General features: G+C 69.1%; 23 protein-coding genes and 1 tRNA gene. 15 read left to right on the forward strand and 9 right to left on the reverse strand.

Features of this window, described 5'->3' with window-relative positions; translation table 11 throughout:
* Positions 1-568: 568 nt before the first annotated feature.
* The 7 genes from dnaN to ACG83_RS25840 all read left to right on the forward strand — a co-directional run bounded on the left by dnaN (position 569) and on the right by ACG83_RS25840 (position 10863).
* Positions 569-1729: a DNA polymerase III subunit beta gene (gene dnaN / locus ACG83_RS25810; RefSeq protein WP_054568842.1), complete on the forward strand. Its 1161-nt coding sequence runs from the start codon at positions 569-571 to the stop codon at positions 1727-1729.
* Between the two features lies 1 nt (position 1730).
* A complete protein-coding gene (recF, locus tag ACG83_RS25815; protein ID WP_054568843.1) occupies positions 1731-3032 on the forward strand; it encodes a DNA replication/repair protein RecF in 1302 nt (433 codons plus the stop codon).
* A 154-nt stretch (positions 3033-3186) separates the two neighbouring features.
* Positions 3187-3756, forward strand: a complete 570-nt coding sequence (locus tag ACG83_RS48065) for a DUF721 domain-containing protein (RefSeq protein WP_054568844.1) — start codon at positions 3187-3189, stop codon at positions 3754-3756.
* 323 nt (positions 3757-4079) lie between these two features.
* Positions 4080-6158 (forward strand): DNA topoisomerase (ATP-hydrolyzing) subunit B, encoded by a 2079-nt coding sequence (gene gyrB, locus ACG83_RS25825; protein WP_054568845.1) that lies wholly within the window; start codon positions 4080-4082, stop codon positions 6156-6158.
* Positions 6159-6404: 246 nt separating this feature from the next.
* Positions 6405-8918, forward strand: coding sequence for a DNA gyrase subunit A (gyrA, locus tag ACG83_RS25830; protein ID WP_054568846.1), 2514 nt, complete (start codon positions 6405-6407; stop codon positions 8916-8918).
* Positions 8919-9024: 106 nt separating this feature from the next.
* Positions 9025-10716 carry a DUF3566 domain-containing protein gene (locus ACG83_RS47785; protein ID WP_304438444.1) on the forward strand — a complete coding sequence of 564 codons (1692 nt, stop codon included), beginning with the start codon at positions 9025-9027 and terminating at the stop codon, positions 10714-10716.
* Positions 10717-10789: 73 nt separating this feature from the next.
* A tRNA-Ile gene (locus ACG83_RS25840) sits at positions 10790-10863 on the forward strand.
* Between the two features lie 87 nt (positions 10864-10950).
* Here ACG83_RS25840 and ACG83_RS25845 read toward each other — a convergent pair.
* Together ACG83_RS25845 and ACG83_RS25850 are read right to left on the reverse strand one after the other, a co-directional pair.
* Positions 10951-12144 (reverse strand): site-specific integrase, encoded by a 1194-nt coding sequence (locus tag ACG83_RS25845; RefSeq protein ID WP_054568847.1) that lies wholly within the window; start codon positions 12142-12144, stop codon positions 10951-10953.
* The gene (locus ACG83_RS25850) at positions 12128-12724 is read right to left on the reverse strand and encodes a hypothetical protein (RefSeq protein WP_054568848.1); all 597 of its coding nucleotides are present in this window, start codon (positions 12722-12724) and stop codon (positions 12128-12130) included. Before ACG83_RS25850 ends, ACG83_RS25845 begins: the two co-directional genes overlap by 17 nt.
* A gap of 139 nt (positions 12725-12863) precedes the next feature.
* On the opposite strand from ACG83_RS25850, the gene ACG83_RS42880 reads away from it, so the two are divergent.
* From ACG83_RS42880 to ACG83_RS25860, 4 genes are all read left to right on the forward strand, one after another.
* Positions 12864-13040 (forward strand): helix-turn-helix domain-containing protein, encoded by a 177-nt coding sequence (locus tag ACG83_RS42880; protein ID WP_161934792.1) that lies wholly within the window; start codon positions 12864-12866, stop codon positions 13038-13040.
* The gene (locus ACG83_RS25855) at positions 13037-13495 is read left to right on the forward strand and encodes a hypothetical protein (protein ID WP_054568849.1); all 459 of its coding nucleotides are present in this window, start codon (positions 13037-13039) and stop codon (positions 13493-13495) included. The genes ACG83_RS42880 and ACG83_RS25855 overlap by 4 nt, the downstream gene beginning before the upstream one ends.
* Before the next feature lie 724 nt (positions 13496-14219).
* A complete protein-coding gene (locus tag ACG83_RS48070) occupies positions 14220-14567 on the forward strand; it encodes an HNH endonuclease (RefSeq protein WP_083473563.1) in 348 nt (115 codons plus the stop codon).
* Positions 14568-14995: 428 nt separating this feature from the next.
* On the forward strand, positions 14996-16096 hold the full coding sequence (locus tag ACG83_RS25860; RefSeq protein WP_152991519.1) for a hypothetical protein: 1101 nt from the start codon (positions 14996-14998) through the stop codon (positions 16094-16096).
* Here ACG83_RS25860 and ACG83_RS25865 read toward each other — a convergent pair.
* The 4 genes from ACG83_RS25865 to ACG83_RS25885 form a co-directional block, all read right to left on the reverse strand.
* Complete coding sequence (locus ACG83_RS25865; protein WP_054568851.1) at positions 16082-16969, reverse strand: aldo/keto reductase; 888 nt, start codon at positions 16967-16969, stop codon at positions 16082-16084. The genes ACG83_RS25860 and ACG83_RS25865 overlap by 15 nt on opposite strands.
* Positions 16903-18117: a JmjC domain-containing protein gene (locus ACG83_RS25870; RefSeq protein ID WP_054568852.1), complete on the reverse strand. Its 1215-nt coding sequence runs from the start codon at positions 18115-18117 to the stop codon at positions 16903-16905. Before ACG83_RS25870 ends, ACG83_RS25865 begins: the two co-directional genes overlap by 67 nt.
* A 56-nt stretch (positions 18118-18173) precedes the next feature.
* Positions 18174-18317, reverse strand: coding sequence for a hypothetical protein (locus ACG83_RS46170; protein WP_200931378.1), 144 nt, complete (start codon positions 18315-18317; stop codon positions 18174-18176).
* Between the two features lie 720 nt (positions 18318-19037).
* Positions 19038-19286: a hypothetical protein gene (locus ACG83_RS25885; protein ID WP_054568855.1), complete on the reverse strand. Its 249-nt coding sequence runs from the start codon at positions 19284-19286 to the stop codon at positions 19038-19040.
* Positions 19287-19545: 259 nt separating this feature from the next.
* Here ACG83_RS25885 and ACG83_RS46980 point away from each other — a divergent pair, with 259 nt between their 5' ends.
* From ACG83_RS46980 to ACG83_RS25905, 4 genes are all read left to right on the forward strand, one after another.
* Positions 19546-20301: a hypothetical protein gene (locus ACG83_RS46980; protein WP_054568856.1), complete on the forward strand. Its 756-nt coding sequence runs from the start codon at positions 19546-19548 to the stop codon at positions 20299-20301.
* Positions 20301-20774, forward strand: a complete 474-nt coding sequence (locus ACG83_RS25895; RefSeq protein WP_054568857.1) for an NUDIX domain-containing protein — start codon at positions 20301-20303, stop codon at positions 20772-20774. Before ACG83_RS46980 ends, ACG83_RS25895 begins: the two co-directional genes overlap by 1 nt.
* A gap of 1090 nt (positions 20775-21864) precedes the next feature.
* Positions 21865-22353: an NUDIX hydrolase gene (locus ACG83_RS25900; protein WP_235498184.1), complete on the forward strand. Its 489-nt coding sequence runs from the start codon at positions 21865-21867 to the stop codon at positions 22351-22353.
* Between the two features lie 332 nt (positions 22354-22685).
* Positions 22686-23303, forward strand: a complete 618-nt coding sequence (locus tag ACG83_RS25905; RefSeq protein WP_054568858.1) for a class I SAM-dependent methyltransferase — start codon at positions 22686-22688, stop codon at positions 23301-23303.
* A 74-nt stretch (positions 23304-23377) separates the two neighbouring features.
* On the opposite strand, the gene ACG83_RS25910 is transcribed toward ACG83_RS25905, so the two are convergent.
* Genes ACG83_RS25910 through ACG83_RS25920 form a run of 3 tightly spaced genes read right to left on the reverse strand, consistent with a single transcriptional unit; the run spans position 23378 to position 26695 of the window.
* Positions 23378-24565 (reverse strand): hypothetical protein, encoded by a 1188-nt coding sequence (locus tag ACG83_RS25910; RefSeq protein WP_083473564.1) that lies wholly within the window; start codon positions 24563-24565, stop codon positions 23378-23380.
* Positions 24552-25340: a class I SAM-dependent methyltransferase gene (locus ACG83_RS25915; protein ID WP_054568859.1), complete on the reverse strand. Its 789-nt coding sequence runs from the start codon at positions 25338-25340 to the stop codon at positions 24552-24554. The genes ACG83_RS25910 and ACG83_RS25915 overlap by 14 nt, the downstream gene beginning before the upstream one ends.
* Positions 25334-26695, reverse strand: a complete 1362-nt coding sequence (locus ACG83_RS25920; protein WP_054568860.1) for a glycosyltransferase family 4 protein — start codon at positions 26693-26695, stop codon at positions 25334-25336. Before ACG83_RS25920 ends, ACG83_RS25915 begins: the two co-directional genes overlap by 7 nt.
* Between the last annotated feature and the right edge of the window lie 75 nt (positions 26696-26770).

Below are 26770 nucleotides of genomic sequence, written 5' to 3' on the forward strand. Positions count from 1 at the left end.
GGTTTTCCACAGTTTCCACAGCCCCTACTACTACGACGAACCAAATTTCTTCCAGGAGAGATCAAAGCTCGAAGCAGTAGGGCCTGGGGATGAACGCCCAGAAGCGATCTTGATGTGGCCCCCGACCTTCAGGGCACGCATGCGCACGCACGACGCGGACGTGGTCGTCACGGAAAGTGCCCGGGTCGAACGAGGTAGCGTCTCGGTGCCGAACCGCAAGTCGGATCTGCCCTGACCCTCGACCGCCGAAACCAGCCACCAGCGCCACCGGGCTGCTCTCACCGATCGAGTGCGCAGGTGGTGACGCGTGATGACGGGATGCGTCCTGGCCGACACCCGTCTTCGGTGCTCGGCCAGGTGTGCCACCCTCGGAACACAGACCGCTCGTCATCCGCCGGTCCGGCTCTGGGATGCTGGATGGGCTCAGGCCCGACACCGTGGTCGTTCGGCACCCGTCTCCGGGTGCGGCGCGATCCGGGCGGCCGGCGCTGGGTGGCTCAACCGGTGATGTCAGGTTCCGCGGCTCGCCGTGGCTACGGCAGGCGTGGAACGACGGGAGGACGTGTCCATGAAGTTCCGCGTGGAACGGGACGAATTCACCGATGCGGTGGCCTGGACGGCGCGAACCCTGCCGAGCCGGGCAACCACCCAGCTGCAGGTGCTTGCCGGCCTGTTGCTCGACGCAACTGGTCCGGCGCTGAAGGTGGCCGCCTTCGACTACGAGGTCGCCGCACAGGGCGAGGTCGACGCCACCGTCACCGAAGAGGGCCGTGGCCTGGTCAACGGCAAGATGCTGGCGGACATCACCCGCTCGCTGCCGGCAGCCCCGGTCGACGTCAGCGTGGATGGGACGAGGCTCGTCGTCGCCTGCGGCAACGCACGGTTCGCGCTGCCGATGCTGCCCGTCGACGACTACCCGACCCTGCCCCCGATGCCGGAGATCACCGGCCACATCGAGGGCGCCGCGTTCGGGAGCGCGGTCGCGCAGGTCGCGGTCGCCGCCGGGCGCGACGACACGCTGCCGGTCCTCACCGGCGTCCGGCTCGAGATCGACGGGGACACGCTCACCCTCGCCGCGACCGACCGGTACCGCCTCGCCGTCCGCACGCTCAAGTGGCGTCCGGCGACGCCGGAGGCGTCCGGCGTCGCGCTGGTTCCGGCTCGTACCCTGCTCGACACCGCGAAGTCGCTGTCCGGCACCGGCGTCGAGGTGGCGATCGCGCTGGGAACCGGTCCGTCGGGGGAGACCCTGGCCGGCTTCGCGGGTAACACCCGCCAGACCACCACCCGGCTGCTCGAGGGAACGTTCCCGCCCTACCGCAAGCTGCTTCCCGACAGCTCACCGCTGATCGCCCAGCTGGAGATCGCGCCGCTGACCGAGGCCGTGAAGCGGGTGGCCCTCGTGGCGCCCCGCACCGCTCCGGTGCAGCTCACGTTCACGCCTGATCACCTCGTACTCGAGGCGGGCACGGGCGGCGAGGCCCAGGCGTCCGAGACGCTGCCGGTGACCTACGACGGGCCTGAGCTCACGGTCGCGTTCAACCCGACGTACCTGCTGGACGCACTCGGCGCGCTGGAGTCCGACATCGTCCGGATCGGTTTCGCCAGCGACGAGGACCCCGCGCTGGCGGCGAACAAGCCCGCGATCCTCACGGGTAAGGGCGGCGACGACCAGACCGAGATCCCCGACTATCGCTACCTGCTGATGCCCATTCGCCTCAACGGGTGACGTGCATCTAACTCACCTGTCCCTGACTGACTTCCGGTCCTACCCACGGCTCGATCTGGTTCTGGAGCCGGGAGTCACGACGTTCGTTGGTTCGAACGGCCAGGGAAAGACGAATCTGATCGAAGCGATCGGATTCGTCGCCACGCTGGGTAGTCATCGGGTGGCGACGGATGCTCCGCTTGTGCGAGAGGGAACCACGCAGGCGGTCGTCCGGTCACGCATCGTGCGCGGTGACCGGGCGGCGTTGGTGGAGATCCAGATCGTGCCGGGGAAGGCGAACCGGGTGCGGCTGAACCGGGCGCCGGTGCCACGGGCTCGTGACGTCGCCGGGCTGCTGGCCACGGTGCTCTTCGCCCCGGAGGACCTCGCCCTGGTGAAGGGCGATCCGGCCGAACGGCGTCGGTTCCTCGACGAACTGCTTGTCGCCCGCTCGCCGCGCATGGCCGCCGTCCAGGCGGACTACGAACGGGTGCTGAAGCAACGGTCCGCGCTGCTGCGAACCGCCGGTGCGGCGCGTCGATCCGGCGGCCGGGGCGATCTGAGGACCCTTGACGTCTGGGACGGTCATCTCGCAGACCACGGCGCGGAGCTGCTTGCGGCCCGTCTCGCGCTGGTCGAGGAGCTCAGGCCACGGGTGCGCAGCGCCTACGCGGCGGTCGCCGGCGAGGACTCGCCCACCGACGTCGACTATCGCTCGACGGTCCCATACCGGGCGATACCCGACCGGACGGCAGCCGCCGGCCACACCGACTCGGGCACCGAGCTCGCTCCGGGTGCTCCCGACGTCTCGTCCGCGCCGACGGATCAGGCGGCCGGGCCGGCTCCGAGCGCAGGGCAGGCCGAAGGCGCCGAAGGCTCGGACGAGACGCGGCCCGGCGGCCGGCCCAGCCGTTCGGATCTGCGGGCCGAGCTGGCCGAAGCCATCCTGACCGGGCTGGCCGCGGTCCGCTCCCAGGAGATCGAACGCGGGGTCACCCTGGTCGGGCCGCATCGCGACGACCTCCTGCTGTCGGTGAAGGGGCGGCCGGCCCGGGGCTACGCGAGCCATGGCGAGTCCTGGTCGCTGGCGCTGGCGCTGCGGCTGGCCTCCTATGACCTGCTCCGAGCCGACGACCGGGAGCCTGTGCTGCTGCTGGACGACGTTTTCGCCGAGCTGGACGTCCGACGACGGGCCCGGCTCGCCGCCCTCGTCGCGCCGGCCGAGCAGGTTCTGGTGACCGCGGCGGTTGAGGCGGACGTCCCCGCCGAGCTGGCCGGGGTGCGGTTCGAGGTGAGCTCCGGGGAGGTGCGTCGTGTCGGCTGACCAGTTCGGTGCGGCAGGGTCGTCATCGCCGCCGCCTTCACCGGCAGAGCCGCCCGCGGGTCCGGCGCCGGCATCGGGTCCGGCCACGGCTTCGGGGGCGGACCCGTCCACCGCGCCGGCTTCGGGGGCGCGGGGCGCCGATCTCGCGCGCGAGATGCTGGCCCGGGCGAAGCGGGACGCCCGCGCGCGTGGCCAGGGTCGCCCGGGCACGTCGTCGGGTCGAGGCGCCGGCACCGGCGCTGGTGCCGATGCGGAGACCGGTGCGGGTGCCGGCGGGCACGACCCCGGTCGGCGGGGGCGGGAAAGTTCTGGTGATCCGCCGCCGCGCCCGCGGCTGCCAGGTATCGCAGCACCTGGTCGCGACTGGCGGACGCCGATGGTGGTCGGTTCGTCGATCGCCCGCCTTGTCGCGGAACGTGGCTGGCAGAGCCGGGCCACGGACGCATCGGTGCTGGCCCGGTGGGATGTCCTCGTCGGCCCGGACATCGCCGCGCACTGCTCGCCGGTCTCGCTGCGTGACGGAGAGCTGGAACTGGTCGCGGAGTCGACGGCCTGGGCCACCCAGCTGCGGATGCTTTCCAGGCAGATTCTCGGGATCCTTCGCAAGGAGCTGGGACCGCACGTCGTCCGCCGGATCACGGTGCGGGGCCCGGCCGCGCCCTCCTGGAATCACGGCGGTATGTCCACCAGCGGTGGGCGCGGCCCGCGGGATACATACGGATGACACCTCATACCCCGCCCGGTCTCTCTCTGTAATCCTGTGCTGTCTCTGTATCCCGCGCACCCCCGGACGTCCCGCCGAATCGGGCCTCGCGGGCCGCGGCAACGAGACCTCCGGTCGGCGAACGGATCAGAGTGACTGTCGCGGTGACCTCGGTGACCGGTCGCAGATGGACGCAAGGCCTCAGGGTGCGTGGAGCTGGTAGGGGGCCACAGCCGACCCGAGTTCGGGGCCCAGCGCACAGCTGAGACGGCACCTTGCGTCCGTTACGACGGGTTGCCGGGTAGACTGAGGAATACTTCCGTCAGAGCGAGGGGACCTGCCGCGTGGCCTACGACGCTAGTTCGATCAAGGTTCTCGAGGGTCTCGACGCAGTACGCAAGCGCCCCGGCATGTACATCGGTTCCACCGGGGAGCGGGGCCTGCACCACCTTGTCTACGAGGTTGTGGACAACGCGGTGGACGAGGCCCTCGCCGGCTACTGCGACACGATCACCGTGACCCTGCTGGCCGACGGCGGCGTACGTGTCACCGACAACGGCCGAGGCATCCCGGTCGGTGAGCACCCCGTCAAGAAGATTCCCACTGTGGAACTCGTGCTGACCACCCTGCACGCCGGAGGAAAGTTCGACGGCCAGGCGTACGCGGTCTCCGGTGGCCTGCACGGTGTGGGTGTCAGCGTCGTGAACGCCCTCTCCACCCGGCTCGACGTCGCCGTCGAGACCGACGGCCACTCCTGGTTCCAGCCCTACGTGGCATCCCGCCCCGCGGCGCCGCTGGCGAAGACCGGAACCTCGAAGAAGACCGGCACGACGATCTCGTTCTGGGCCGACCCGACGATCTTCGAGACCACCACGTACAAGTACGAGACGCTTTACCGGCGCCTGCAGGAGATGGCCTTCCTGAACAAGGGCCTGTCCATCACCCTGCGCGACGAGCGGAGTGCGGCCGCCAAGAACCCGGCGCTGGCCGCGAAGGCCGCTGAGGCCGCCGAGGCAGCGGCCGCGGCAGGTGAGGCCGAGGCATCCGCGGCCGAGACCGGCTCCGTGGAGGCGAGCAGCGCCCAGACCGCGGCGGCGGAGGAGGTGACCGAGCCGGTCGAGGTCACCTTCAAGTACGACAACGGCCTGGTCGACTTCGTCGGTCACCTCAACGCGACCAAGGACGCCGTCCACCGCAGCGTGATCTCGCTGGAGTCCAAGGGCACGGGCATCGAGGCCGAGCTCGCGATGCAGTGGAACTCCGGCTACAACGAGTCGGTCTACACCTTCGCGAACACGATCAACACCCACGAGGGCGGAACCCACGAAGAGGGGTTCCGGGCGGCGCTCACCAGCGCGGTCAACGCCTACGCGAAGGATCAGAACCTCCTGAAGCCGGTCAAGGCCGGCTCCAAGAACACCGACGAGCGGCTCTCCGGCGACGACATCCGGGAGGGCCTCACCGCGATCATCTCGGTGAAGCTCGCGCAGCCCCAGTTCGAGGGCCAGACCAAGACGAAGCTCGGCAACACCGAGGCCAAGAAGTTCGTCCAGGAGATGTGCTACGCGGCGCTCAAGGACTGGTTCGAGGTCAACCGGACCGAGGCCCGCGCCATCGTCAGCAAGGCGCTGGACGCGCAGCGGGCTCGCATCGCCGCACGGCAGGCCCGCGATCTGACCCGCCGCAAGGGCCTGCTCGGCGGGACCGGCCTGCCCGGCAAGCTCTCGGACTGCCAGTACACCGACCCGGAGCGGTGCGAGCTCTACATCGTCGAGGGTGACTCGGCCGGCGGCTCGGCCAAGGGTGGGCGGGACTCGAAGTTCCAGGCCATCCTGCCGCTGCGTGGCAAGATCCTGAACGTCGAGAAGGCCCGTATCGACCGGGTTCTGAAGAACACCGAGGTCCAGGCGCTCATCCAGGCGCTGGGCACCGGCATCCACGACGACTTCGACATCGCCAAGCTGCGCTACCACAAGATCGTGCTGATGGCGGACGCCGACGTCGACGGCCAGCACATCCGCACCCTGCTGCTCACCCTGCTGTTCCGGTTCATGCGCCCGCTGGTCGAAGCCGGCCATGTCTTCCTGGCGCAGCCCCCGCTCTACAAGATCAAGTGGGGTCGTGAGGACTGGGAGTACGCCTACTCCGACCGCGAGCGTGACGGCCTGCTGGAGCGGGGTACCGAGGCCGGGCGCAAGCTGCCCAAGGACGCGATCCAGCGCTTCAAGGGTCTCGGCGAGATGAACGCCACCGAGCTCTGGGACACCACCATGGACCCGGACCGGCGGATCCTGCTCCAGGTGACCCTGGACGACGCCGCCGTCGCCGACGAGCTGTTCTCCGTCCTCATGGGCGAGGACGTCGACGCGCGCCGCAGCTTCATCCAGCGCAACGCGAAGGACGTGCGTTTCCTGGACATCTAGGCCAGTTCGCCGGTGGGGTCCGGGCGCTGGCCGGGCCCGCCGACCCCGTCCGGCGGCTGGTGGCACTGATCCGGCACTGAGCTGGGACTCCCGCACTGAGCTGGACCGATCTGAAACCGATCTGATCCCGGCGGATCCGCGAGTGAGCGGCCCGCGGACGCCAGGGGACGGACCGGGCCACTCCCCGCGGCCCGGCGCCCGGCCCGCACCCGCCGACTCATCGCTCCCACTGCCTGGAAGGACCCCGTGGTCGACGTCCTACCCCCGCCCCCCGGCGACCGCATCGAGCCCATCGGCATCGAAGTCGAGATGCAGCGGTCGTACCTCGACTACGCCATGTCCGTCATCGTCGGCCGTGCCCTGCCGGAGGTGCGTGACGGGCTGAAGCCCGTCCACCGCAGGGTTCTGTACGCCATGTACGACGGCGGTTACCGGCCGGACCGGGGGTACTTCAAGTGCTCCCGCGTCGTCGGTGACGTCATGGGTAACTACCACCCGCACGGTGACTCGGCGATCTACGACACGCTCGTCCGGCTGGCCCAGTCCTGGTCGCTGCGTTACCCGCTGGTCGACGGCAACGGCAACTTCGGTTCGCCGGGCAACGACCCGCCGGCCGCCATGCGGTACACCGAGGCCCGGATGGCCCCGCTGGCCATGGAGATGCTGCGCGACATCGACCAGGAGACGGTCGACTTCGCGCCGAACTACGACGGCCGTTCGCAGGAGCCGCTGGTCCTGCCGAGCCGGTTCCCGAACCTGCTCGTCAACGGCGCCGGCGGCATCGCGGTGGGCATGGCGACGAACATTCCGCCGCACAACCTGGTGGAGGTCTCCAAGGGCGTGCAGTGGGCGCTCGACCACCCGGACGCCACCCCCGAGGAGCTGCTCGAAGCCCTGATCGGCATCATCAAGGGCCCGGACTTCCCGACCTACGGCCTGATCGTCGGCCGCAACGGCATCGAGGACGCCTACCGCACCGGTCGCGGCAGCATCCGGATGCGCGCGGTCGTCAACGTCGAGGAGAACAAGGGCCGCACCCAGCTCGTCGTCACCGAGCTGCCGTACCAGGTCAACCCGGACAACCTCGCCGAGAAGATCGCCGAGCTGGTCCGCGACAACAAGATCACCGGCATCTCGGACGTCCGCGACGAGACGTCCGCGCGCATCGGGCAGCGGCTCGTCATCGACCTCAAGCGCGACGCCGTCGCCAAGGTCGTGCTGAACAACCTCTACAAGCACACCCAGCTGCAGGACACCTTCGGCGTCAACATGCTGGCGATCGTCGACGGCGTGCCCCGCACGCTGCGGCTCGACCAGATCATCTCGTACTACGTCGAGCACCAGATCGAGGTCATCGTCCGGCGGACGCGCTACCAGCTGCGCAAGGCGCGCGAGCGGCTGCACGTCCTCGACGGCCTGCTCATCGCGCTCGACCACCTGGACGAGGTCATCGCCCTCATCCGCAACGCCGAGTCGGCGGACGTCGCCCGCGGCCAGCTCATGGAGCGGTTCTCCCTCTCCGAGATCCAGGCCACCGCGATCCTCGACATGCAGCTGCGCCGCCTGGCCGCCCTGGAGCGGCAGCGGATCATCGACGAGGCCGCGGAGCTGCGGGCGAAGGTCTCCGAGCTCGAGGCCATCCTGGCCTCACCGGCCCGGCAGCGCGAGATCATCGGCCAGGAGCTGGCGGAGATCGTCGAGAAGTACGGCGACGAGCGGCGCACCCGCCTCGTCCCGTTCGAGGGCGACATGTCCGTCGAGGACCTCATCGCCCGCGAGGACGTCGTCGTCACCGTCACCCGTGGCGGCTACGCCAAGCGCACCAAGACCGACCTCTACCGCTCGCAGAAGCGCGGCGGCAAGGGCGTGCAGGGCGCGGCGCTGCGCGAGGACGACATCGTCGAGCACTTCTTCGTCACCACCACCCACCACTGGCTGCTGTTCTTCACGAACAAGGGGCGGGTCTACCGGGCGAAGGCGCACGAGCTGCCCGAGCAGGCCCGCAGCGCCAAGGGGCAGCACGTCGCGAACATCCTCGCGTTCAGCCAGGACGAGCGGATCGCCGAGGTGATGGCGATCCAGGACTACGAGGCCGCCCCCTACCTGGTGCTCGCGACCAAGCGGGGCCTGTGCAAGAAGACGGCGCTGACCGACTTCGACTCCAACCGCGCCGGCGGCCTGGTCGCCATCAACCTGCGCGACGACGACGAGCTGATCGCCGCGCGTCTCGTGGCACCGGGCGACGACCTTCTGCTGGTCAGCCGCAACGCGCAGTCGATCCGGTTCCACGCCGACGACGAGCAGCTCCGCCCGATGGGGCGGGCTACGTCCGGCGTGATCGGCATGCGGTTCGACGACTCGGACGAACTGCTCTCGATGGACGTCGTCGTGCCGGAGACCACCGCGGACCTGCTGGTCGCCACCAGCGGTGGCTACGCGAAGCGGACACCGCTCGCCGAATACCCCGTTCAGGGGCGGGGCGGCAAGGGGGTTCTGACCGCCAAGATCGTATCAACTCGGGGTGGTCTGGTCGGAGCGCTCGTCGTCGCACCGGACGACCAGCTCTACGCCATCACATCCAACGGCGGTGTGTTGCGTACCGTAGCGAAGGATGTCCGTCGGGCACAGCGGCAGACCATGGGCGTACGGCTCATCGACCTGGAGGCCGGTGTGCAGGTCGTCGGTGTGGCGCGCAATGCTGATGCCAACGACAGTGACGGAAGCGGCGAGAATGCGGGGTCGGACGGGCCGGCCACCTGAGTTCGGCGATCCGGCGGCCTGACGGCCACGTCGCGCGTCGTCGGCGCCAGCCAGGACTGCCGACGGGCAGGTCCCACGTGCGACCAGGAGTGGACGGGGAGTATCCGTGAGCGACAGTCAGAGTGACCGGCCAGCCCGGTCGGCCGTCCACCGCGCATCCCCGGGCCGCCAGGAGTCACCCGTGGGTGCCGGCCGGTTGGACGATCCCGACCTGACGCGGCGGCCCGGGGATGCCGCGAGCGCTGCCGCCGCCGACGGCGGCAGCGACGCGCCGAGGCGCTCCTCCCTGCCGGGGACCGGCCGGGGCGAGAGCCGGGCCGATGACGGCCGCCCCGCGGGCGGTGGCCCCTCGGGATCAGCGGCGGGCTCGGCGGGCTCGGCGGGCTCGGGCTCGGGCTCGGCCGCCGGTTCGGGAGGCGCGTCCAGTCCCTTCTTCCAGCGGAACGGGCGCGACTCCAGCTCCTCGAACGACCGGGGCAAGGCGCCGGGGGCTGCCAGGAGCGAGGCGCGTTCCGGCGCCGCCGCAGCGGGAGAGCCCACCAAGGAGGGCAACTCGTCCGCTGGTTCCGGCTCCGGTACTTCGGGATCCGCGTCGGGTTCCGGTACCTCGGCCGCGAGGAAGCCCGGCGGCACCGACCGTGCCACTCCGGCTCCCCGCGGCAGCGACGCCGACCGCGGCGCCGGGGCGCGGACCACCACCGCCAAGACCACAGTCAAGAGCACAGACAAGACCACATCCAAGACCACGGCCACGGCCGCCACCCGGGACGGCGACCCAGCGGACCCGGGCAGCGGCGACCCCCGCAAGCCCTCCGTGGCCAAGACCCGGACCGGCACCGACACCCGTACCCCCGCCACGGCGGCCGGGCCGAACACCGCCCGAACAGACGGGTCCAGATCCGACACCACCAGAAAGCACGATGCGCAGAGCACCGTCGCGACCCCCGCGGCCCGACCCACATCGGCACTGGACGGGCCGCGGGACACCGACACGATCTCCCTGGTGCGCCCCAACCTGCCCAGGCGCGGAACCGGCAGCACGACCGACCGCGGCGGCGACAGCATGAAGAAGACCGACCGCGCCGCCGTCACCGAGCGGATGCCCGCGGAACGCCGACCCACCCCCGAGCCCGTACGGGCCGGTTCAGGGGCCGGGCGGCCCGCCCCCGCGGCCGACCGCACCGCGCCCTACGACCGCCCTGGCACGCCGCCAGGCGTACAGCCGCCCCCCGGCCGCCTCGGCCCGGGCGCGCTGTCCACCGAGCCGCTGGGCCCCCCTGACGGCCCGATGCAGTCCCGCCCGGGGCCGCTCGGTCCTCCCGGCCCCCAGGCCGGCCCCCGAGGTGCCCAGAGCCCTCCGCAGGGCGGCCGCGACCATGGCGGCTACGAGCCGCTCCGGAGCGACCGGGCGGAACCAGCCGAACGGCGCCCCCCCGCCAGCGGCCGGCGCGCCCGGCTACGCCTGTCCCGGGTCGAACCGCTGTCGGTGACCAAGCTCTCGTTCGCGTTCTCGCTGTGCGTCTTCCTGATCATGATGGTCGCCGTCGCGGTGCTGTGGTTCGTGCTCAACTCGATCGGCGTCTTCGACAGCGTCACCGACGCCGCCGACACGCTCACCAACGGCACCAACGCCGACGTGTCCAACTGGCTGTCCTTCGGCCGCGCCATGCAGATCAGCCTGCTCGTAGGCGCCATCAACGTGGTGCTGATGACCGCGCTCGCGACCCTCGGCGCCCTCCTCTACAACCTCTGCGCCGAGATGATCGGCGGCCTCGAAGTGACCTTGAGCGACCAGTAGAAGATCTCCCAGAATTCGGATGGCGGCAGCCGTCACGCAGCTGTCGCCATCCTGTACTCTCATCAACAGCCAAGGACCTATAGCTCAGTCGGTTAGAGCGCTTCCCTGATAAGGAAGAGGCCGGTGGTTCAAGTCCACCTAGGTCCACCCTATGGCGCAGCATCTTCCAAGCTTCGCTAGATCATCCGCTGAGGTCACGTGCCCACCACGTGCCCAGCAAGCTTCCGAGTTGGTTCAACTTGCCCGCTTCAGCGGGATAACCGGGGCGAGCCCCGCCCCGCTCGAAGGCTCTGAGCCCGCCTCAGCCGCTGGCCTGGCCTCCGTGGTTGGGCTGGCCGGCACCGCAGGCGTGGCGCGCTCGTACGCGGCGCTGAGACCCGCTACAAGGGCGTCGTCCGCCTCCTCGTACAGGTGGCCGTAGCGGTCCAGGGTGAAGCTGACCGAGGCGTGGCCGGCACGACGGCTGACCAGCAGCACCGGCGCACCGGTAGAGATCCAGATGGCCACCGCGGTGTGACGCATGTCATGAACTCGCAGGCGGGCGAGACCAGCATCCTTGACGGCCTTCGCCCACACCCGGGAGCGGAAGCCGTTCGGCCGAAGGCGGGTGTTCCACGGAGTGGGAAACACCGGCGCATCCGGCTCCGTCTCCACGTACTCGTCCATGTGTGCCCGAAGCACCTCGGCGACCGCCGGGGGCAGGCTGACCGTCCGCCGGGCCTTCCTGGTCTTCAGCGGCCCCACCGTGAGAACGCCACGCACCTCGACGGCGCCCTGAGAGATCTTCAGTTTGTCGCCCTCGACGTGACGACGGTCCAGGCCCGCCGCTTCACCGATCCGTAGCCCGCCGTAGCAGCAGACGAGCACGAGCGCCCGATACCGGGCCGGCACCGCCTCGGCGAGCCGGTGGACCTCCGAGACCGTGAGGAACCGCTGCTCCTGGTGCTCGATCTTCGGGAGCGGCACGTTGTAGCAGGGCGACCGGCGGATGAGCTTCGCGTCGACAGCGGCGCTCATGATGTTGGCCAGGAGCTGGTACGCCTTGATCGTCGTAGCGGCTGACTTCCCGCTCTTCACGAGAGAGGTCACCCACTCGCGGACCTCGGCCTCTTCGATGCTGGAGACCTCCCGCTCTTCGAAGCTGGGGAGGACGTAGCACCTGATCACCGACTCGTCCCGCGCCATCGTCGAGGCGCGCACGTTTACACGAGTCGTCAGCCAGCCTTCGGCCCACGGGCCGAACATCGCCTTGCCGCTGATCGGGCTGACCCAATCGCCCTCGTTGGCCGCCACCTGCTCAGTCTTGACCCACGCCGAGGCCTCGGCGTCCGTGTCGAAGGTCTTCTGATGACGCTTGCCGTCCGGGCCGACGTACCGGCCCTGCCAGCGTCCAGACGGAAGCTGACGGGTGTTACTCCGCTTCGGCATTTTGTGACCCTCTCCCTAGTTTGTCGATCAGTTCTTGCGCCGTGGTCGTCAACCTGCCGCCCATCTGCCCGCGTTCCGGGCTGGTGAGCAGGGCGCGCCGCCGCGCCTCGTTCAGCCACCGATGGACGGTGTGGGGGTTGATGTCGACGGCTTCCGCCAGGTCCTTCATCGGCCGACGTGACCCACCGGTGGTCAGGCTCATGAACCCAAGGGCGATCAGCGCATAGAAGTCGTCCTCATACCGGCCTGTGGACGGCCTGTCCGCGAGCGTCGTTCGCAGCATGCCGCGCCAGTCGAGCCGTTCGGCGATGCCTTCGAGCGCACGAGCGATCCGGGCAGCCTCGTCCCAGTAGTGCTGTGCGCTCCCTGCGGCTGCAGTGATGGGGGCGGAGTCTGCGAGCGATCCGAGCGGTGTACCGATCTCTATGCCGCGCGGGCACAGCCGGCCCTCCTCGTCCCGATCGAGCGTGACCGTCAGCGTCACGCCGCCGTCGAGATCCTTCGTGAGGCTCATCCGGTCGCCTGCACTGGTGGCCCGGTCGAAGGGCTGGATCACGTCGGTCTGCTGGTCCTTGGTCATGATCTGAACCTACCTCCTCCCTGCACCACGTCACCCGACCACGGCACCATAACACGACCGCCTACCACGGTCGACAAGCATGTTATGGTTCTCGCCACGGCTCGCCAGCGGGCGGCCGGACCGGCGGAACGGAGCACACATGCGGGAGCCCTACATCTTGATCGGCGAAGCTGCTAACCACCTGTGCGTCAAGGAGTCGTGGCTGTACGACAACTGGCGACGTCTGGGCATCCCGGCCTACCGGGTCGGCCAGGGGCTGAGGTTCAAGGCGTCTGACCTTGACGAGTGGATGGCGGCTCGACGCGAAGCCGCGTGACGGCAGATCATGCGCGGGTTTCCCCATCGACCTGGTACGACTTCTACCTTCAGCCGGCCAGGGCCGGAGAGGCGATCGGAGAGGGTGCCTACCAACTCCTCGTTGATCTGATGTGCCATGCCGACAGCGACGGAGAGACCTTCGTTGGCGTGGAGAGGCTTGCCAGCCGACAGCTGATGTCCCGGAAGGAAGCCCGAGGGATCATCGCTGCGGCCGAACGCGGGGGCTTCCTGGCCCGCACGGGCGAAATGAAGAGCCGCTCCCATGTACGGCTTCTGACTCTGCCGGCAGTGGTCGTCGAGACGCTACCCGTGGAAGTGCTGGTAGACGACCTTGCCCTGTCGGGAAGCGCCACGGTCGGATACCCCGACGTGGCAATCTTCCATCGGTACGGGGTTATTGTCGCCAATGGCGAGGATGATCTCATTCCTGGGTCGGTTTCCCCTGTGTTCTAAGGGGAACCGCGGAGCGTCAGCACCTGGGTACACGAGGGCCACTAATAAGAGAGGGGGGACCCGAACGTGAGTGAGGGCAGGTGGGGGGAGAGTTTCCATGCCCTTGATGCCCCTGCGACGGGGCGAGCCTAACGGCGAGTCCCGGGCTGAGTAAGTCGGGACCGGTCCGGCACCGCTGCCGGGCCGGCAGCCCAAGAACCCAAATGACCAAAAGCTGTTGATCCCCGCGTAGCCGCCATCGGCGAAGCGGGGGGTAGGGCAGAGATAGAGAAGAACCCGACTACGGTCCTCCGGAAGGCCTCCGGACCTAATCCACCACAGGCCAGACCATCAGTCTGACGGCGGCCCCTATCCGGGGGCCGTCCGTACTATTTCTTACGCTTCGGCCTACGCCGGAAGCTTCGGCCTACGCAGAAGGGCACACGCCTCACTGCCGTTCGGCCATTGCTTCACACCGGCCACGGCAGGCCGGTGTGCTAGTTCGTCGTTTGACTCCTCACTCCGGCCGATGGGGAAGATCTCGGCCTACGTTCGTCGTGCCGTTGGTGTACTTCCTGGCCACGGCTCATCTCCTGGCCGTGGCGAATAGATTCCGATCGAGGGCCCGGTGGCCCTCTAATCCTCCTGTCCTAGGAAGGGTGCCCGGATGGCACCCCTGGTAATTCTCTAAACGACCCACAGGGGCGCCAAAGCCCTTCTACGGCATGCGCCCGTCAACCAGCCCATGGGATCACCTTTGCCGTCACTCGCCTGCCTGGACTGCGGGAAGCTCTCGCAGGGCTCACGCTGCCCTGCCTGCGCTACCGCCCGAAGACGTTCCAAGGAACGCCAACGCGCGGCTCATCGCCCTAGCCCCTATCAGCGTGGCTACAACGCCGAATACCGGCGAAACCGGGCCATCGTCCTAGCGGATGGCCCGTGCTGCTTCGTCGAGGGCTGCACAGCCGCAGCTACCACGGTGGATCACATCCTGCCGCTGTCGCTCGGAGGCACCAACGAACTAGATAACCTACGGCCCGCGTGCCGGCGCCACAATGCGAGCCGTGCCAACCGCCTCGACTGGGAGGCGTGAAAGTCTGGGTGACGGTAGCTGATATCCGCCGCATTCCTCCGGCGTGCGTGTCTACACATCAGCCAATCAGTCACACGGGCGACGGGGGCGAGCGGTCACCCCGTTGGTCATGGACCGGGGCGGCTTCCGCCGGTCGCCTTCAGGTAGGCGTAGGTCACGATACAGGCGAGAACGATCACCGTCAGGCAGGGTACAAGGATCACGAGCGCCCGCCCCTGGTAGGTCGCTCGGATCGAAGGTACAGCTGCTGCGTCGTCGGCAGACGGCGTGCGCTCACGGGGCGGCCGTCGGCTGACCCAAGTCGCAAGCGCCCCGCATGCCGCAGAGACAGCGGCTGCCGCAGCAGGGGCAGAAAGAAGCTCTAGGACCACGGGCAGGAAGCTACGCCATGGGGGTTCCGCTACGTTACACCGCTTCCGGTTAAGTGTTTGCAGTTCGTCGTGGAAAGTACTTTCGGCGTTCCTAAAAAGTACTTTTTGCGATCCGCTGTGCGGATTCCTGGAACGTTCCGAAGAATCCAGGAACGTTCGATGGTTCCTTTATTGGTTTATTGCGTCTCCGGCGTGTTCTATCCTCTTGGTGTTGCTCATATCGAGCAAGGGGTTCCGCTGTCCGCCCTTCCCGGACGATGCCAGAGGAGCGACTTCGGTGCAGTAGGGTCGCTCTCAAGATCCATACTGTCGGAGAGGATCACGGTGCTCGACCTGCGAGAGACTCCGGTGCCGGATGTGATCGATCGCTGTGTGGCGGCTCTCTCCGTCGATCTCGACATCGAACACCCGGCCTTCGGATGGGGTGGCAAGTCGATGGGGTTCGGGACGAGCCGGGGGACCTGGGTCAAGATCCTGTTCCGTCCCGCTTCGCAGATCAACGAACGCATCTGGACCGGGGAGGAATGTGCCTCGGTGCTCACGGGCGTATCGAAGCCGCGGCTTCTCGGCTCGGTGTGCTGGCTCGACGACGCGCGGGGCCTGGTATGGCGGGCGGACGAGACGACTCGCGTCGAGGCGCCTGCCGTCAGCTCCACGCCGGAGATCCGGGAGGAACCGCCGGGCCTGACCGTCGAGTGGTGGGAGTCCCTGCGTGGCTCGCTCGGCGCGCTCGCCGAGGCGAAGACGACCCGTGTTGCCGTCCGGCAGGACCTGATCAGTCGGCGGGTTCGTGAGTACGCCGGTCCGGCGGTGGACCCCGCCGTGGACGAGTGGCTACCGGCTCACGCCGACGTGCATTGGGCGAACCTGACCGCCCCGCGCATGGTGCTCCTGGACTGGGAAGGGTGGGGCCTGGGGCCGCGTGGGCTCGACGGCGCGACCCTGTGGGCGTTCTCGCTGCTTGTCCCGGCCGTCGCCGGGCAGGTGGCCGACCTGTTCGCCGATGACCTGGCGTGCCGGTCCGGCGCTCTGGCCCGGTTGTTCATGTGTGTCGAGCTGCTGAGGATGTGCCGCAACTTCGGCGATCATCCGGACCTTGCCGAGCCGCTGGCCCGCGAGGCTGACCGGCTCGTGATCGAGTTGTCAGCGCGAAAGTAGCGCCTTCGGCTTGGGTAGTCGCCGGGCCCGTAGGAGAGATCGGTACCGGTCGGCTGCGGCGCGGTCGACGTCGAGGCGTGTGGCTTCGACCAGTTGGCGAAGGTGCTCCGGGTCGTTGGCGCTGACCGCGACTCGCCCGACCTGCGGGAGTTCGTACGCCAGGCGGAAGGCCGTCTCGACGGTGCTGTGGTGCCCCGGGCTGCTCAGCAGCGGGGCGAGGTTGACCGTGTCCCAGAACGGCGCGCGGGTGTCGCCCGCGAAGGGGCTCATGCCCCACCGTTGTTCCGGGGCCACGTCGAGCAGGTCCGCGAGGGTCTCGGAGGCCTCGACGACAGCGGCACCGGCGAGCACGCCGGAGCGGTGCATCAGATGGGCGGGTGAGGCGGGTAGTCCCCGGCCGTGGTCGAGGACCCGGACGAGGCTTCGAGGGTCCCAGGTCGAGATGCCCCACTCGACACACAGTCCGGACCGGGCGGCGTCCCGCATGACGTCGCAGGCTGCGGCGAGCAGGTCATGGGCGGCCCGGTGCGGGCCCTGACGGATGCTGCGTTCGGGGTTGTGGAGGAACACGACGTCAGGGGCGCGCCCGAGGGACTCCGCGGTGGTCTCCATCGCCTCACGCAGCCGAGCCGGGTCTAGGGAGTGCTCGGTGTGGCCGGTGGGCGACGGGAAGAACCCGACCTTGGTGGACAAGAAGAACTGCGGCAGCAGGTCAGCGGCTACCCCTGCAAGCAGGGTGAGCGACGCGAAGTCGGCGTAGTTGTGCGCGGTGTCAAGATCTCTGATGCCCAGGTCCAGAGCGGCTTCTAGGATGCCTCGGCTGTGACGAGTCCGGTATAGCCCGAGCGTGATTCGTCGGTCAGGTGGGCGCATATCCCCTCTTCGACTAGCGTTCCGGCGAGCGGCCGGACGTCGAGGCCACTGGCCTCGTTCAGAGCGAGAACATCGACCGGGCGCCCGGAGAGCAGGACGGACAGCGCCCCTTCGGCCTTGCCCTTGACCGTGAGCCGCTTGCCTGCGGCATGGACCGTGACCGCGTCCTCCCCGCGCTGTAGCTCCGGGGCGAACTCCGTCACGCACACCACCGACGTCGGGAGTTCCCCGGGCGGGAAGTGGGGCGCCTGCCGGGCCGGTGGCTGCGAGACCTCCCGAGACCGGAGGTAGGCCCCGGGCGGGTAGGTCCTGAGAAGGTCGATCGCGGCGGCTTCGAGCCGCTGCCGTTCGGACTCCCGGTCCTCCGGCGAGCGGGTGAGGTCCTGGCGGAACAGCTCGACTTCCCGGGCTCGATCGGCGAGCGAGGCGAGCCAGTCAACCCCGGTGCGCTTCACGAAGCCGAAGGTCAGGTGAAGGCTCAGCGGGTCCTGACTGCCGTCGCGGGTCGCCTGATGCCAGTAGCCGCGCGGGATGTGCATCACGTCGCCCGGTTCCATCGTCCCCTGCCAAACGATGTCGTCGGAGACCTCGGAGTTCGGGTCGGCGTCCCGGTACATCGGGACCCGACGGGAGTAGCTGCGGACATCCCAGGTCTTGGCCCCGGCGAGCTGGACCACGATGACGTCGTGGTCATCCCAGTGGATCGGGAACCCGGCACTCGATCGGGTGGTCAGGTAGGCGTTGACCTGGACGAGTTCGTGGGACCACCACTGAAGGGCACGGGTCGCGACGTCCATGGTCGGGTCGAACGTGTCGAGGGCGTCGAGCACGAGCGTGGCCCCGGTGTCGAGGAGCCATGTCACCGCGGTCTGATCTACGACCCGGATGGTCTGCCGTCGCCGGTTCGGCGCCGATCGCAGATAGTCACTGGGATGTAGTTCGGCGCCGTTCTTGAAGCACCGGAGCTGAGGCGGTTCAAGGCTGCGCCGGGTCACGATGTCGAGGAGCCGTGTCGAGGTCATCAGCCGTCGGCAGATAGACGGGTCTGGCAGGTGGCCTCGGCTGAACGAGACGCCGAGGGGCGAGACGTCCGACCAGCCCAACGCCTTCTGAATCCCCTGGACCAAAAGGTGGTTCGCGAGGGTCATGCTGACCTCCTGATCTCGATGATTCGTGGGACGTTGGGCCGGGCGGAGTTCTTCGGTCAGTCCTCCGGCAGGTTCAGGCCGTCGCCGCCCCCGCCGTCGCTCCGGCCGGTGCCGCCGCCGTCGGAGTGCTCGGCGTCGTACCGGTCCTGAATCTGGGTAAGGGCCTCGACGGCCACCACCAGATCGTCGATTGGCTGCATACACACTCCTACAATCGCCCTGCGGCAACCATTGCCGCAGTATGGGGCCTATTTGGTGAAGTGGAAATATGGCAGGCCCACCCTTGCCGTGGCCTTCGGTTCATGGTGTTTGATTTCGTAGATGGAGTCCCGGTGCTCGTTGAGGATCGTCACGCAACAGGCCGAATGCTCCGCCAGTGCCTCTTCCGCGATGGCCCTTAAGGTGAGACCCTCCACGGAACTCTGCGGTAGGTAGTGCTCGATAGGTCTTTGGTTGTCGCGTTCCACGACGACATACGGCACTGCTCGCCCTGTCAGTCCAGGGCGTGAAGACGCTCAACGATCCGCCGCAAATCGGCGAGATCAACACTGCTGATGTCGAACACCTCTATCTCGGGATGGGTATCGGCGGGTCGGACCCGGACCGGTAGGCCGCTGGCCGTACGAGGAAAAGGCACCCCTTCGGCCCCGGAGACGAGTCGTAGATACGGCGTCATCGGGTCGTCCCTGCCCCACGGGGCAGAACGAGCGCGTTACCGGTGGCGGGAGGTCTCGTCTCGGGAGGGTCCGTGTCTGTGTCAGCTACGAGGCTTGCATCGTCGAAGATCTGCACTCGCTCGGCGGCCGGCAGCATCAGCGCTAGGCGCGCGGCAAGGGCGGGAAGGTCGGAGTCGCCGAACAGGTCGGACCCGGTCATGGTCATGGCCGGTGTGGGACTGTCCCCGTAGTGAACGACGACGGTCAGCATTGGCGCAGTTCAGCAGCGGCGTACCCCAACACGGCGCGTCTCTGAGCCCTGGCCACCGCAACCGGTTTCTCGACGACGGCCACCCGCGAGCGGGCATCGTCCACCAGCTCGACGGCGGTCACGCCGGTCTTCACCAGCTGCTGCCTGACCAGCGTGTCTATGCCGGTCGCCATGACTCGGGACCACGGTAGGAAGATCTCCTTCGGTTTGGCCCCCGTACGGCTCACCATGACGTACGGCATCGGACTGCCCTCCCCTGCCTGCCGCCGTAGGGCCCCCGGGCATACCGGCATCGGTGGCGGCAGCACACCCGGGGGCGTTCGGGTGGGCACCCCGGTCGTGTGCGATCCGGTCAGTGATCCCGGGGCGCCCAGGTCAGACCATGACAGATACCGAGGGACGCGGTTACCGCTTGTCGCGGACGGTAAGGGACGTCCGGGCTATGATCGTTGCGTCCCGTGACCGTCCCGAGACGTCCCAGCTCAACAGGAGTCGAGGAAGATGCCGAACGAGCGCCTACGGGGGAGCCTCGCGAGTGCTGGCCTCACGGTGGATCGACTGGCCGAAATCGTGGGAGTGGACCCGAAGACCGTCGAGCGGTGGGTGAGCAAGGACCGCATTCCCAGGCGTGCGCACAGGGCGGCCACGGCCTCAGTCCTCAAAGCTGATGAGCTGTATCTCTGGCCTGGACTACTCGACGACACCCGGGAGAAGTCGGCGAGCATCGCCGAGTTCGTCGCCCTTTACCCCCATCGCGGCGCCGTGCCGATTCACCTCTGGTCGTCCCTCCTTGAGCAGGCTCGGGACTGCGTCGACATCCTCATCTACGCCGGTCTCTTTTTTATGGACGGCACACCGGACATCGCGAAGACCCTGATACGCAAAGGTGAGGATGGGACGCGGGTACGGCTGGTGCTGGGAGATCCGAACTCGGAAGCCGTGGCCCTGCGTGGCGCCGAGGAAGGGGTATTCGATGGGGTCGCTGCCCGCGTGAGGCTGAGCCTGACCCACCTTCAGGGCGCGATGAACCAGCCGGGGATCGATATCCGGCTACAGTCGGCGACCCTCTACAACTCGATTTATCGATTCGATGACACCCTGCTTGCGAACAGCCATGTCTACGGCGCACCAGCCTCGCAGTCCCCGGTGATCCACATACAGCGGGTTCCTGGCGGACGCCTGTTCGACCACTACCTGACCAGTTTTGAAAAGGTGTGGAGCCAATCGGCTCCCGCGACCGGGAAAGGTGCTGCCTGATGGCCCGTCGAGATTTCTACGACGACCCGACCGCGCCAAAGCCCAACTCTCTCGTCCCGGCTACGACCGTCGTGGTTCCGGACGATGAGCGGCGAGTCCTGCTGATTCGCCGGTCTGACAACGGCCTGTGGGCCCTGCCGGGCGGGACGATGGACGTGGGCGAGTCGCTGCCCGGCACCGCCGTGCGGGAGGTCAAGGAGGAAACCGGGCTCGACGTCGAGGTGGTGGGGATCGTCGGCACCTTCACCGACCCGCGCCATGTGATCGCCTACGACGACGGAGAGGTTCGGCAGCAGTTCGCCATCTGCTACGAGGCCCGGATCGTCGGGGGCACGCTGATGGCGGACGGGAGCGAAGCGAAGGACGCCCGGTTCTTCACCGTGGCTGAACTCGACGGCCTGAACATCCACCCGTCGATGTTGCTACGGGTGACCCACTACCTCGGCCACCCCGGAGAGCCTCACCTCGGCTGACAGGACCTGAAATACCGAAGGGCACCCCGGCTTCGAGGTGCCCTTCGTGCTGCTGCGTGTGGTTGTCGGCTGGCTGCCGTGGCGTGCCCAGGAACGTGCCCACCCGGAGGTCCGAACGGTCCGGAACGGCCGACTCCGGGCGACATCCGAACGCCTGGGGCGCCAGGGGCCTCGACTAGCCGATCATGCGTCCCCCTTCGTGCCTACTGTCTGGTTTGCCCTGATAAGGAAGAGGCCGGTGGTTCAAGTCCACCTAGGTCCACGCGATCGGCTTTGCGTGTTCGCCCCCCTGGTGGGGGGCTCCCTGGCTCCCGCGGGATGTTGGTCGGGGGGCCGAGCCCCCCGGGACCCCCCACGGGAACCCCCCGGAGATGGTGGGGGTCTGGGGCTTCGGGGGTTTTCTGGTTCGCAGGGTTTGCCTGGTTGGTCGGCTTTGTGTGTTCGTCCCTCTGCTCGGGGGCTCCCTGGGGCCCGCGGGATGTTGGTCGGGGGGCCGAACCCCCACGGGAATCCTCGAAGATCAGCGGGGGCCTGGGGCCTGGGGCCTGGGGCTTCGGGGGGTCTTAGCCGGCATTGCCTGGTTGATTGGGTTTGCTTGGTCGGTTCCTCCCGGGTCCTGCGGTGTGGCTTCGGGCGATGGAGCTATTGGTGCCTGGCACGATCTGAGGATTTTGGTCGTTGGGAGCCTGGCGCAGGCTGGCGCCGATCAAGATCGCTGGATGGTGGGCGGGGAGGTCCGCACCCCACGAACGCGGCCGGACCTCCGAGCACCCGGTCGCCCGGTGGCCCGGTGTGGTGAGTCGCAAGAGTGAACGATTTTGGTCGCTCCGACGACCGAAATCCTTCTTTCTTGCGGGTTGCCAGGCAACCCGTACCCCTTTTTGCCCGCTTTTGAGATGAATTGTCGGTGCGCCGGGGCGGGGTGGGATCCCCGAAGGGTGGCCGTTCGGGCGAGATCCGGCTGATGTGGGGCTGAGCCACCCGGGCGTCCGCCGGGGCCGCCCACGGCGGCGGGGCGGTCGGGTGGTTGTGGGGTTTGGTGGTCTGTGGGGGCCTGGCGGCACCAGAATCGGCCTGGGTGGACGAATCGGTGCTGGGAGGGCTTGTGCGGCTTGCTGGGGGTGGTGGGGGCGCCCGGAAGTACCAGCGGATCGCCGCCTATGTGGTCTGCGTCCAGGATGAGCGGTTGCTGCTGGTCCGGACGGGTCCGAGCGTGGCCGCGGACGCGGCGCGGTGGACGCTGCCAGGGGGTGGGCTGGACCACGGTGAGCAGCCGGAGGCGGGCGCCGTTCGGGAGGTCGAGGAGGAGACCGGCCTCGACGTCGAGATCACCGGTCTGCTCGGCGTCGACTCCATCCGCGAGTTCTGGGCCGACAGGAACACCGACTTCCACGGGCTGCGGATCGTGTACTCGGGCCACGTCGTCGGCGGTGAGCTGCGGTCCGAGGTGGGCGGCACCACCGACCTGGCCGCCTGGATCCCGCTGACGGACGTCGTCGGCCTGTACCGGCTCAGTCTTGTGGATATCGCCCTCGGGTTCATCCGCACGGGTACCGCCGGTGGGGTGCGGGGGGCTTAGCGTGGTCTGGTCCTTGTGGTCCTGTGGTTGTCCACGGGTCTGTGCACAGGGCTGTGGATAAAGCTGTGGATGATCCTGTGGATAGGCCGCTATGTGGGTGCCAATCGTGGTGAGTGGTGTCTGGAAGCCGACACGAACGCCACGGGTGGATGGGTGCGAGCCGCGCACCGGTGGGCGAAGTGCCGGCCCGCATCCCATGCATGCGCTTTGCCAGTTCTGGTAAGACGAGCAGGCGGCATCGGCTACGGGGCGGGGAGCCGAGCGGGTCATCCCGCTGGTCGCGGACCCCGGATCCCACCCGGATCCCCCACCTGGGACGAGGAGACGACGACGTGGACGTGGCGTTGCGGCAGGCGGCCGAGGCTGCCAAGGGCTTCATGCCACCCGAGGAAGGACAGGCGCTGCATGCGGCCGCCGCCGAGCTTCCCGGCGGTGGGCTCATCTGCGAGATCGGCACCTACTGCGGCAAGTCCACCCTCTACCTCGCCTCGGCGGCCCGGCTCGTCGGTGCCGTGGTGGTCACCGTCGACCACCACCGCGGCTCGGAGGAGAACCAGGCGGGCTGGGAGTACCACGACACCACGCTCGTCGACGAGCGGAGCGGGCGGATGGACACGCTGCCGACCCTGCGCTCCACGCTGGAGGCCGCCGGCGTCGAGGACGTCGTCACACCCGTCATCGGGCGCTCGGAGATGGTCGGCCGCTGGTGGTCGACGCCGATCGACCTGCTTTTCCTGGACGGCGGGCACACCGAGAAGCAGGCCCAGGCCGACTACGAGGCCTGGGCCCGCCATGTGCGTCCCGGCGGCCGGCTGGTCATCCACGACGTGTTCCCCGACCCGGCGGATGGCGGCCAGGCGCCGTACCACGTGCTGCTCCGCGCCGTCCGGGACGGATTCACCGAGATGTCGCGGACGGGATCCCTGCGGGTACTCCGCCGGCTGTTCTGAGCCCCGCTCAGCAGGCCCCGCTCAGCAGGCCCCTGCCCTAGGCCCCTGGGCAGCAGGCCCGGGTCAGGTCCGGATCAGGCCCGCGGCGACTCGTCCGCGGGCTGCTGGTGGGGGCTCTGGGACCCGCGCTCCGGGGAATCGGGGGCCCGGCGGGGTCCGGGCAGGTCGGCGTGCGGTGCGGACGCCCCGTGCGCTGCCGAAGCGGGCTGCAGGGCCTCGGGCAGGCCGTCGCCGCGGAAGGCCCGCTCGGTGGGCCCGCCGGCGAGCGTGTCGACGGCGAGGATGACCGCGGCCGCGGTCCAGGTCGACTGCTCCTCCGGCCAGTGGCACTGGGCCACGAACTGCCAGCCGGTCCAGTAGGCGCCGTCCGCGGTGCGCAGATGCTGCATGTTGCGCACCATCCGGGCGGCCTCGTCGGACTCGCCGGCGAGGTGCAGCGCGATGGCCAGCTCGCAGGTCTCCGCACCGGTGACCCACGGCTCGTCGTCGACACAGCGGATGCCCAGGTCGTCCACCACGAAGTCGTCCCAGCGGCTGCGTAGCCGGGCTCGCGCCTCCGTGCCGTGCAGCGCGCCGCCGATCACCGGGTAGTACCAGTCCATCGACCAGCGATCCCGGGAGATGAAGTTCTCCGGGTGGTGGCGCAGGGCGTGCCACAGCCGGCCCGCGGCCAGCTCCCAGTCAGGTTGCGGATCGTCGACGAGCGCTGCCAGCCCGAGCCCGCAGCGCAGGCTGTGCAGGGTGGACGAACATCCCGTCAGCAGCGCCTCGGGGTAGTCGTTCCCGGCGGCGTCGCGGGCCCACCAGATCTGGCCGGCGGGCGCCTGCATGTCCACGACGAAGTCGAGCGCGGCCCGGGCGACCGGCCACAGCTGGTCGACGAATGCCCGGTCGCCGGTGGCGAGCCAGCGGTGCCAGAGCGCGGTCGCCACGTAGGCGCACTGGTTGTTGTCGGCGAAGTCCTCCGTGATGACGCCGCCGACGGTCTTGGCCGGCCAGGAGCCGTCCGGGCGCTGCTTGCGGCGCAGCCAGTCCCAGGCGGCGTCGGCGGCGTCGAGGCGCCCGGCGATCAGCAGTGCCATCGCGCATTCCAGATGGTCCCAGGCGTCGGTGTGCCCGCCCGGGAACCACGGGATGGCCCCGTCGGGCTCCTGGGCGGCCGCTATGGCGTCCGCGGTGGCACGTAGCTGCGCGGCGTCGAGGATCGGTCCGGTCGGCGAGGCATCAGGCGAGGCGTCAGGCGAGGCGTCACTCGCCGGCACGCGGGCCCCCCACGGTGAGGTGATCACCTGCCGAGCGATCGGACGTCCGGGCCGGTGGTTGCACTCGTGGTTTGCGCAGGTACAGCACCAGGCTCTTGCCCAGGACCGGGTCGAGCAGCTGTTCCGTCCGGCGGGTGATCGCCGGCTGGCGCATCATGTCCCAGACCAGCAGCCGGTGGTAGAGCTTTGTGGCCCGATGGTTGTCGTCGTGCACACCGACCAGGCACCGCAGCCACCAGTACGGGGCGTGCAGCGCGTGCGCGCGGTGCTGGCCGATCAGGTCCAGGCCACCCGCGCGCAGCTTCGTGACGAGGTCGTCCTGGCGGTAGATGCGGACGTGGCCGCCCTCGACGTTGTGGTAGTCGTCCGACAGCGCCCAGCAGATCCGCTCGGGGAAACGCGCGGGCACGGTGACCGCGGCGAGTCCGCCGGGGCGCAGCACGCGGGCCAGCTCGGCGATCGCGCCGGCGTCCGCGGGGAGGTGCTCCAGCACCTCGGCCGCGATGATCCGGTCGAAGGTGCCGTCCGCGAAGGGCAGCGACAGCGCGTCACCGCGCACCGCCCCCGCCTGCCCGCCCGGGGGCACCTGGTCCTCGGCGGCCATCGCGCCGAACATCGCGTTCACCCCGGCCACCTCGTCGGCCGAGTAGTCGAGTGCGATGACCCGGGCACCGCGGCGCAGCGCCTCGAACGAGTGCCGGCCGGCACCGCAGCCGAGGTCGAGGACGAGGGCCTTCCCCGGGACGGGAAAGCGGTCGAAATCGACGGTCAGCATGCGGCGGATGCCTGGTTGTCGTGGCCGGCGGCCGGCCTGGCCTCGCGGAGCACCTTCTCGTACCAGGCGGCGGTGCCGGCCGCAGCGGCCTTCCAGGAGAACAGCTCCTCGACCCGGCGCCGGCCGGCGGCACCCATCCGCGCGCGCAGCTCGGGGTCGTCCTGCAGTGTCCTGATCGCGCCCGCGAGCGCGTCGGCGTCGCCCGGGGGCACCAGCAGCGCGGCCTCCCCGCTCGGCCCGGCCACCTCGGGCAGCGCGCCGGCGGTCGTCGCGACCAGCGGCAGCCCGCAGGCCATCTCCTCCACCGCGGGGAGGCTGAAGCCCTCGTAGAGCGAGGGCACCACGGCGACCTCGGCGGTGCGCAGCAGCTCGACCATCTCGGGCTGGGGCACATTGGACCGGAAGGTGACCGCCTCGGTGAGCCCGAGCTCGACGACTCGGCGCTGCGCCGCCCCGCCCTCCCGGACCTTCCCGATGCACACCAGGTGCGCCGGGCGCTCGACCCGCAGCTTCGCCAGCGCCTCCAACAGCACCATCAGGCCCTTGAGGGGGACGTCCGCGCTGGTGACCACCACGATCCGTCCCGGGACCCGGGTGCTGGCAGCGGCGGCCTGGTCGCCCTGGCCGTCCTGGTCGCCAGTGGGTCCGGCCGGGCTCGGGGTGAACACGTCGGACTCGACGCCGAGCGGAACGGTGTGCATCAGATCAAGCGGCACGTTCATGTCGGCGACGATCTCGTGCCGCGAGCTCTCCGACGGCACGACCACACCGTCGAGACCACGGGCTACCCGTCCCTGCATGGGCAGGAACGAGTACCAGCGACGAACACCGAGCCGGGCTCGTCGGCCGGTCGTCGCGGCCAGGTGCAGACGGCGGTCGACGGTGATCGGGTGGTGGATCGTGGAGACGACCGGGATCCCGTAGGGGCGCAGTGCCCGGCGCAGCGGCAACAGGCCGTAGCCCAGCGTCTGGTTGTCGTGGACGATGTCGAAGTCCGGCCGGCCTTGCCCGCGCCGCGGGCGCAGTGCCTCGAACGCCCGGATCGAGAACGCCAGCGGCTCGGAGAACTGCCCGGTGCGCATCATGCCGAACTCGGCCACGTCCGCCAGGGACCTGAACTCCCGGAACCCCGGCCAGCGGAACGGATCGCCGTCGCGGTAGAGGTCGAGGCTCGGCAGTTCGGTGAGTTCCACGCCCGGGTCGAGCACCGGGTAGGGCGGCCCACTCACAACGTGGACCTGGTGACCTAGCGTAACCAGTTCACGCGAGAGGTGCCGTACGTACACTCCCTGGCCACCACAGGTAGGCAGACTTCGGTACGACAACAACGCAATCCGCAACGGTGCGCCCTCCATCGCTCGCGGCCTCCTGCGGGTCCCGCGAGCCCGTGGACAGCGCCGTTGCTGGAACACTAGGACATTAGGCGCCGA

It is taken from the genome of Frankia sp. R43, assembly GCF_001306465.1.
Lineage (GTDB): Bacteria > Actinomycetota > Actinomycetes > Frankiales > Frankiaceae > Parafrankia > Parafrankia irregularis.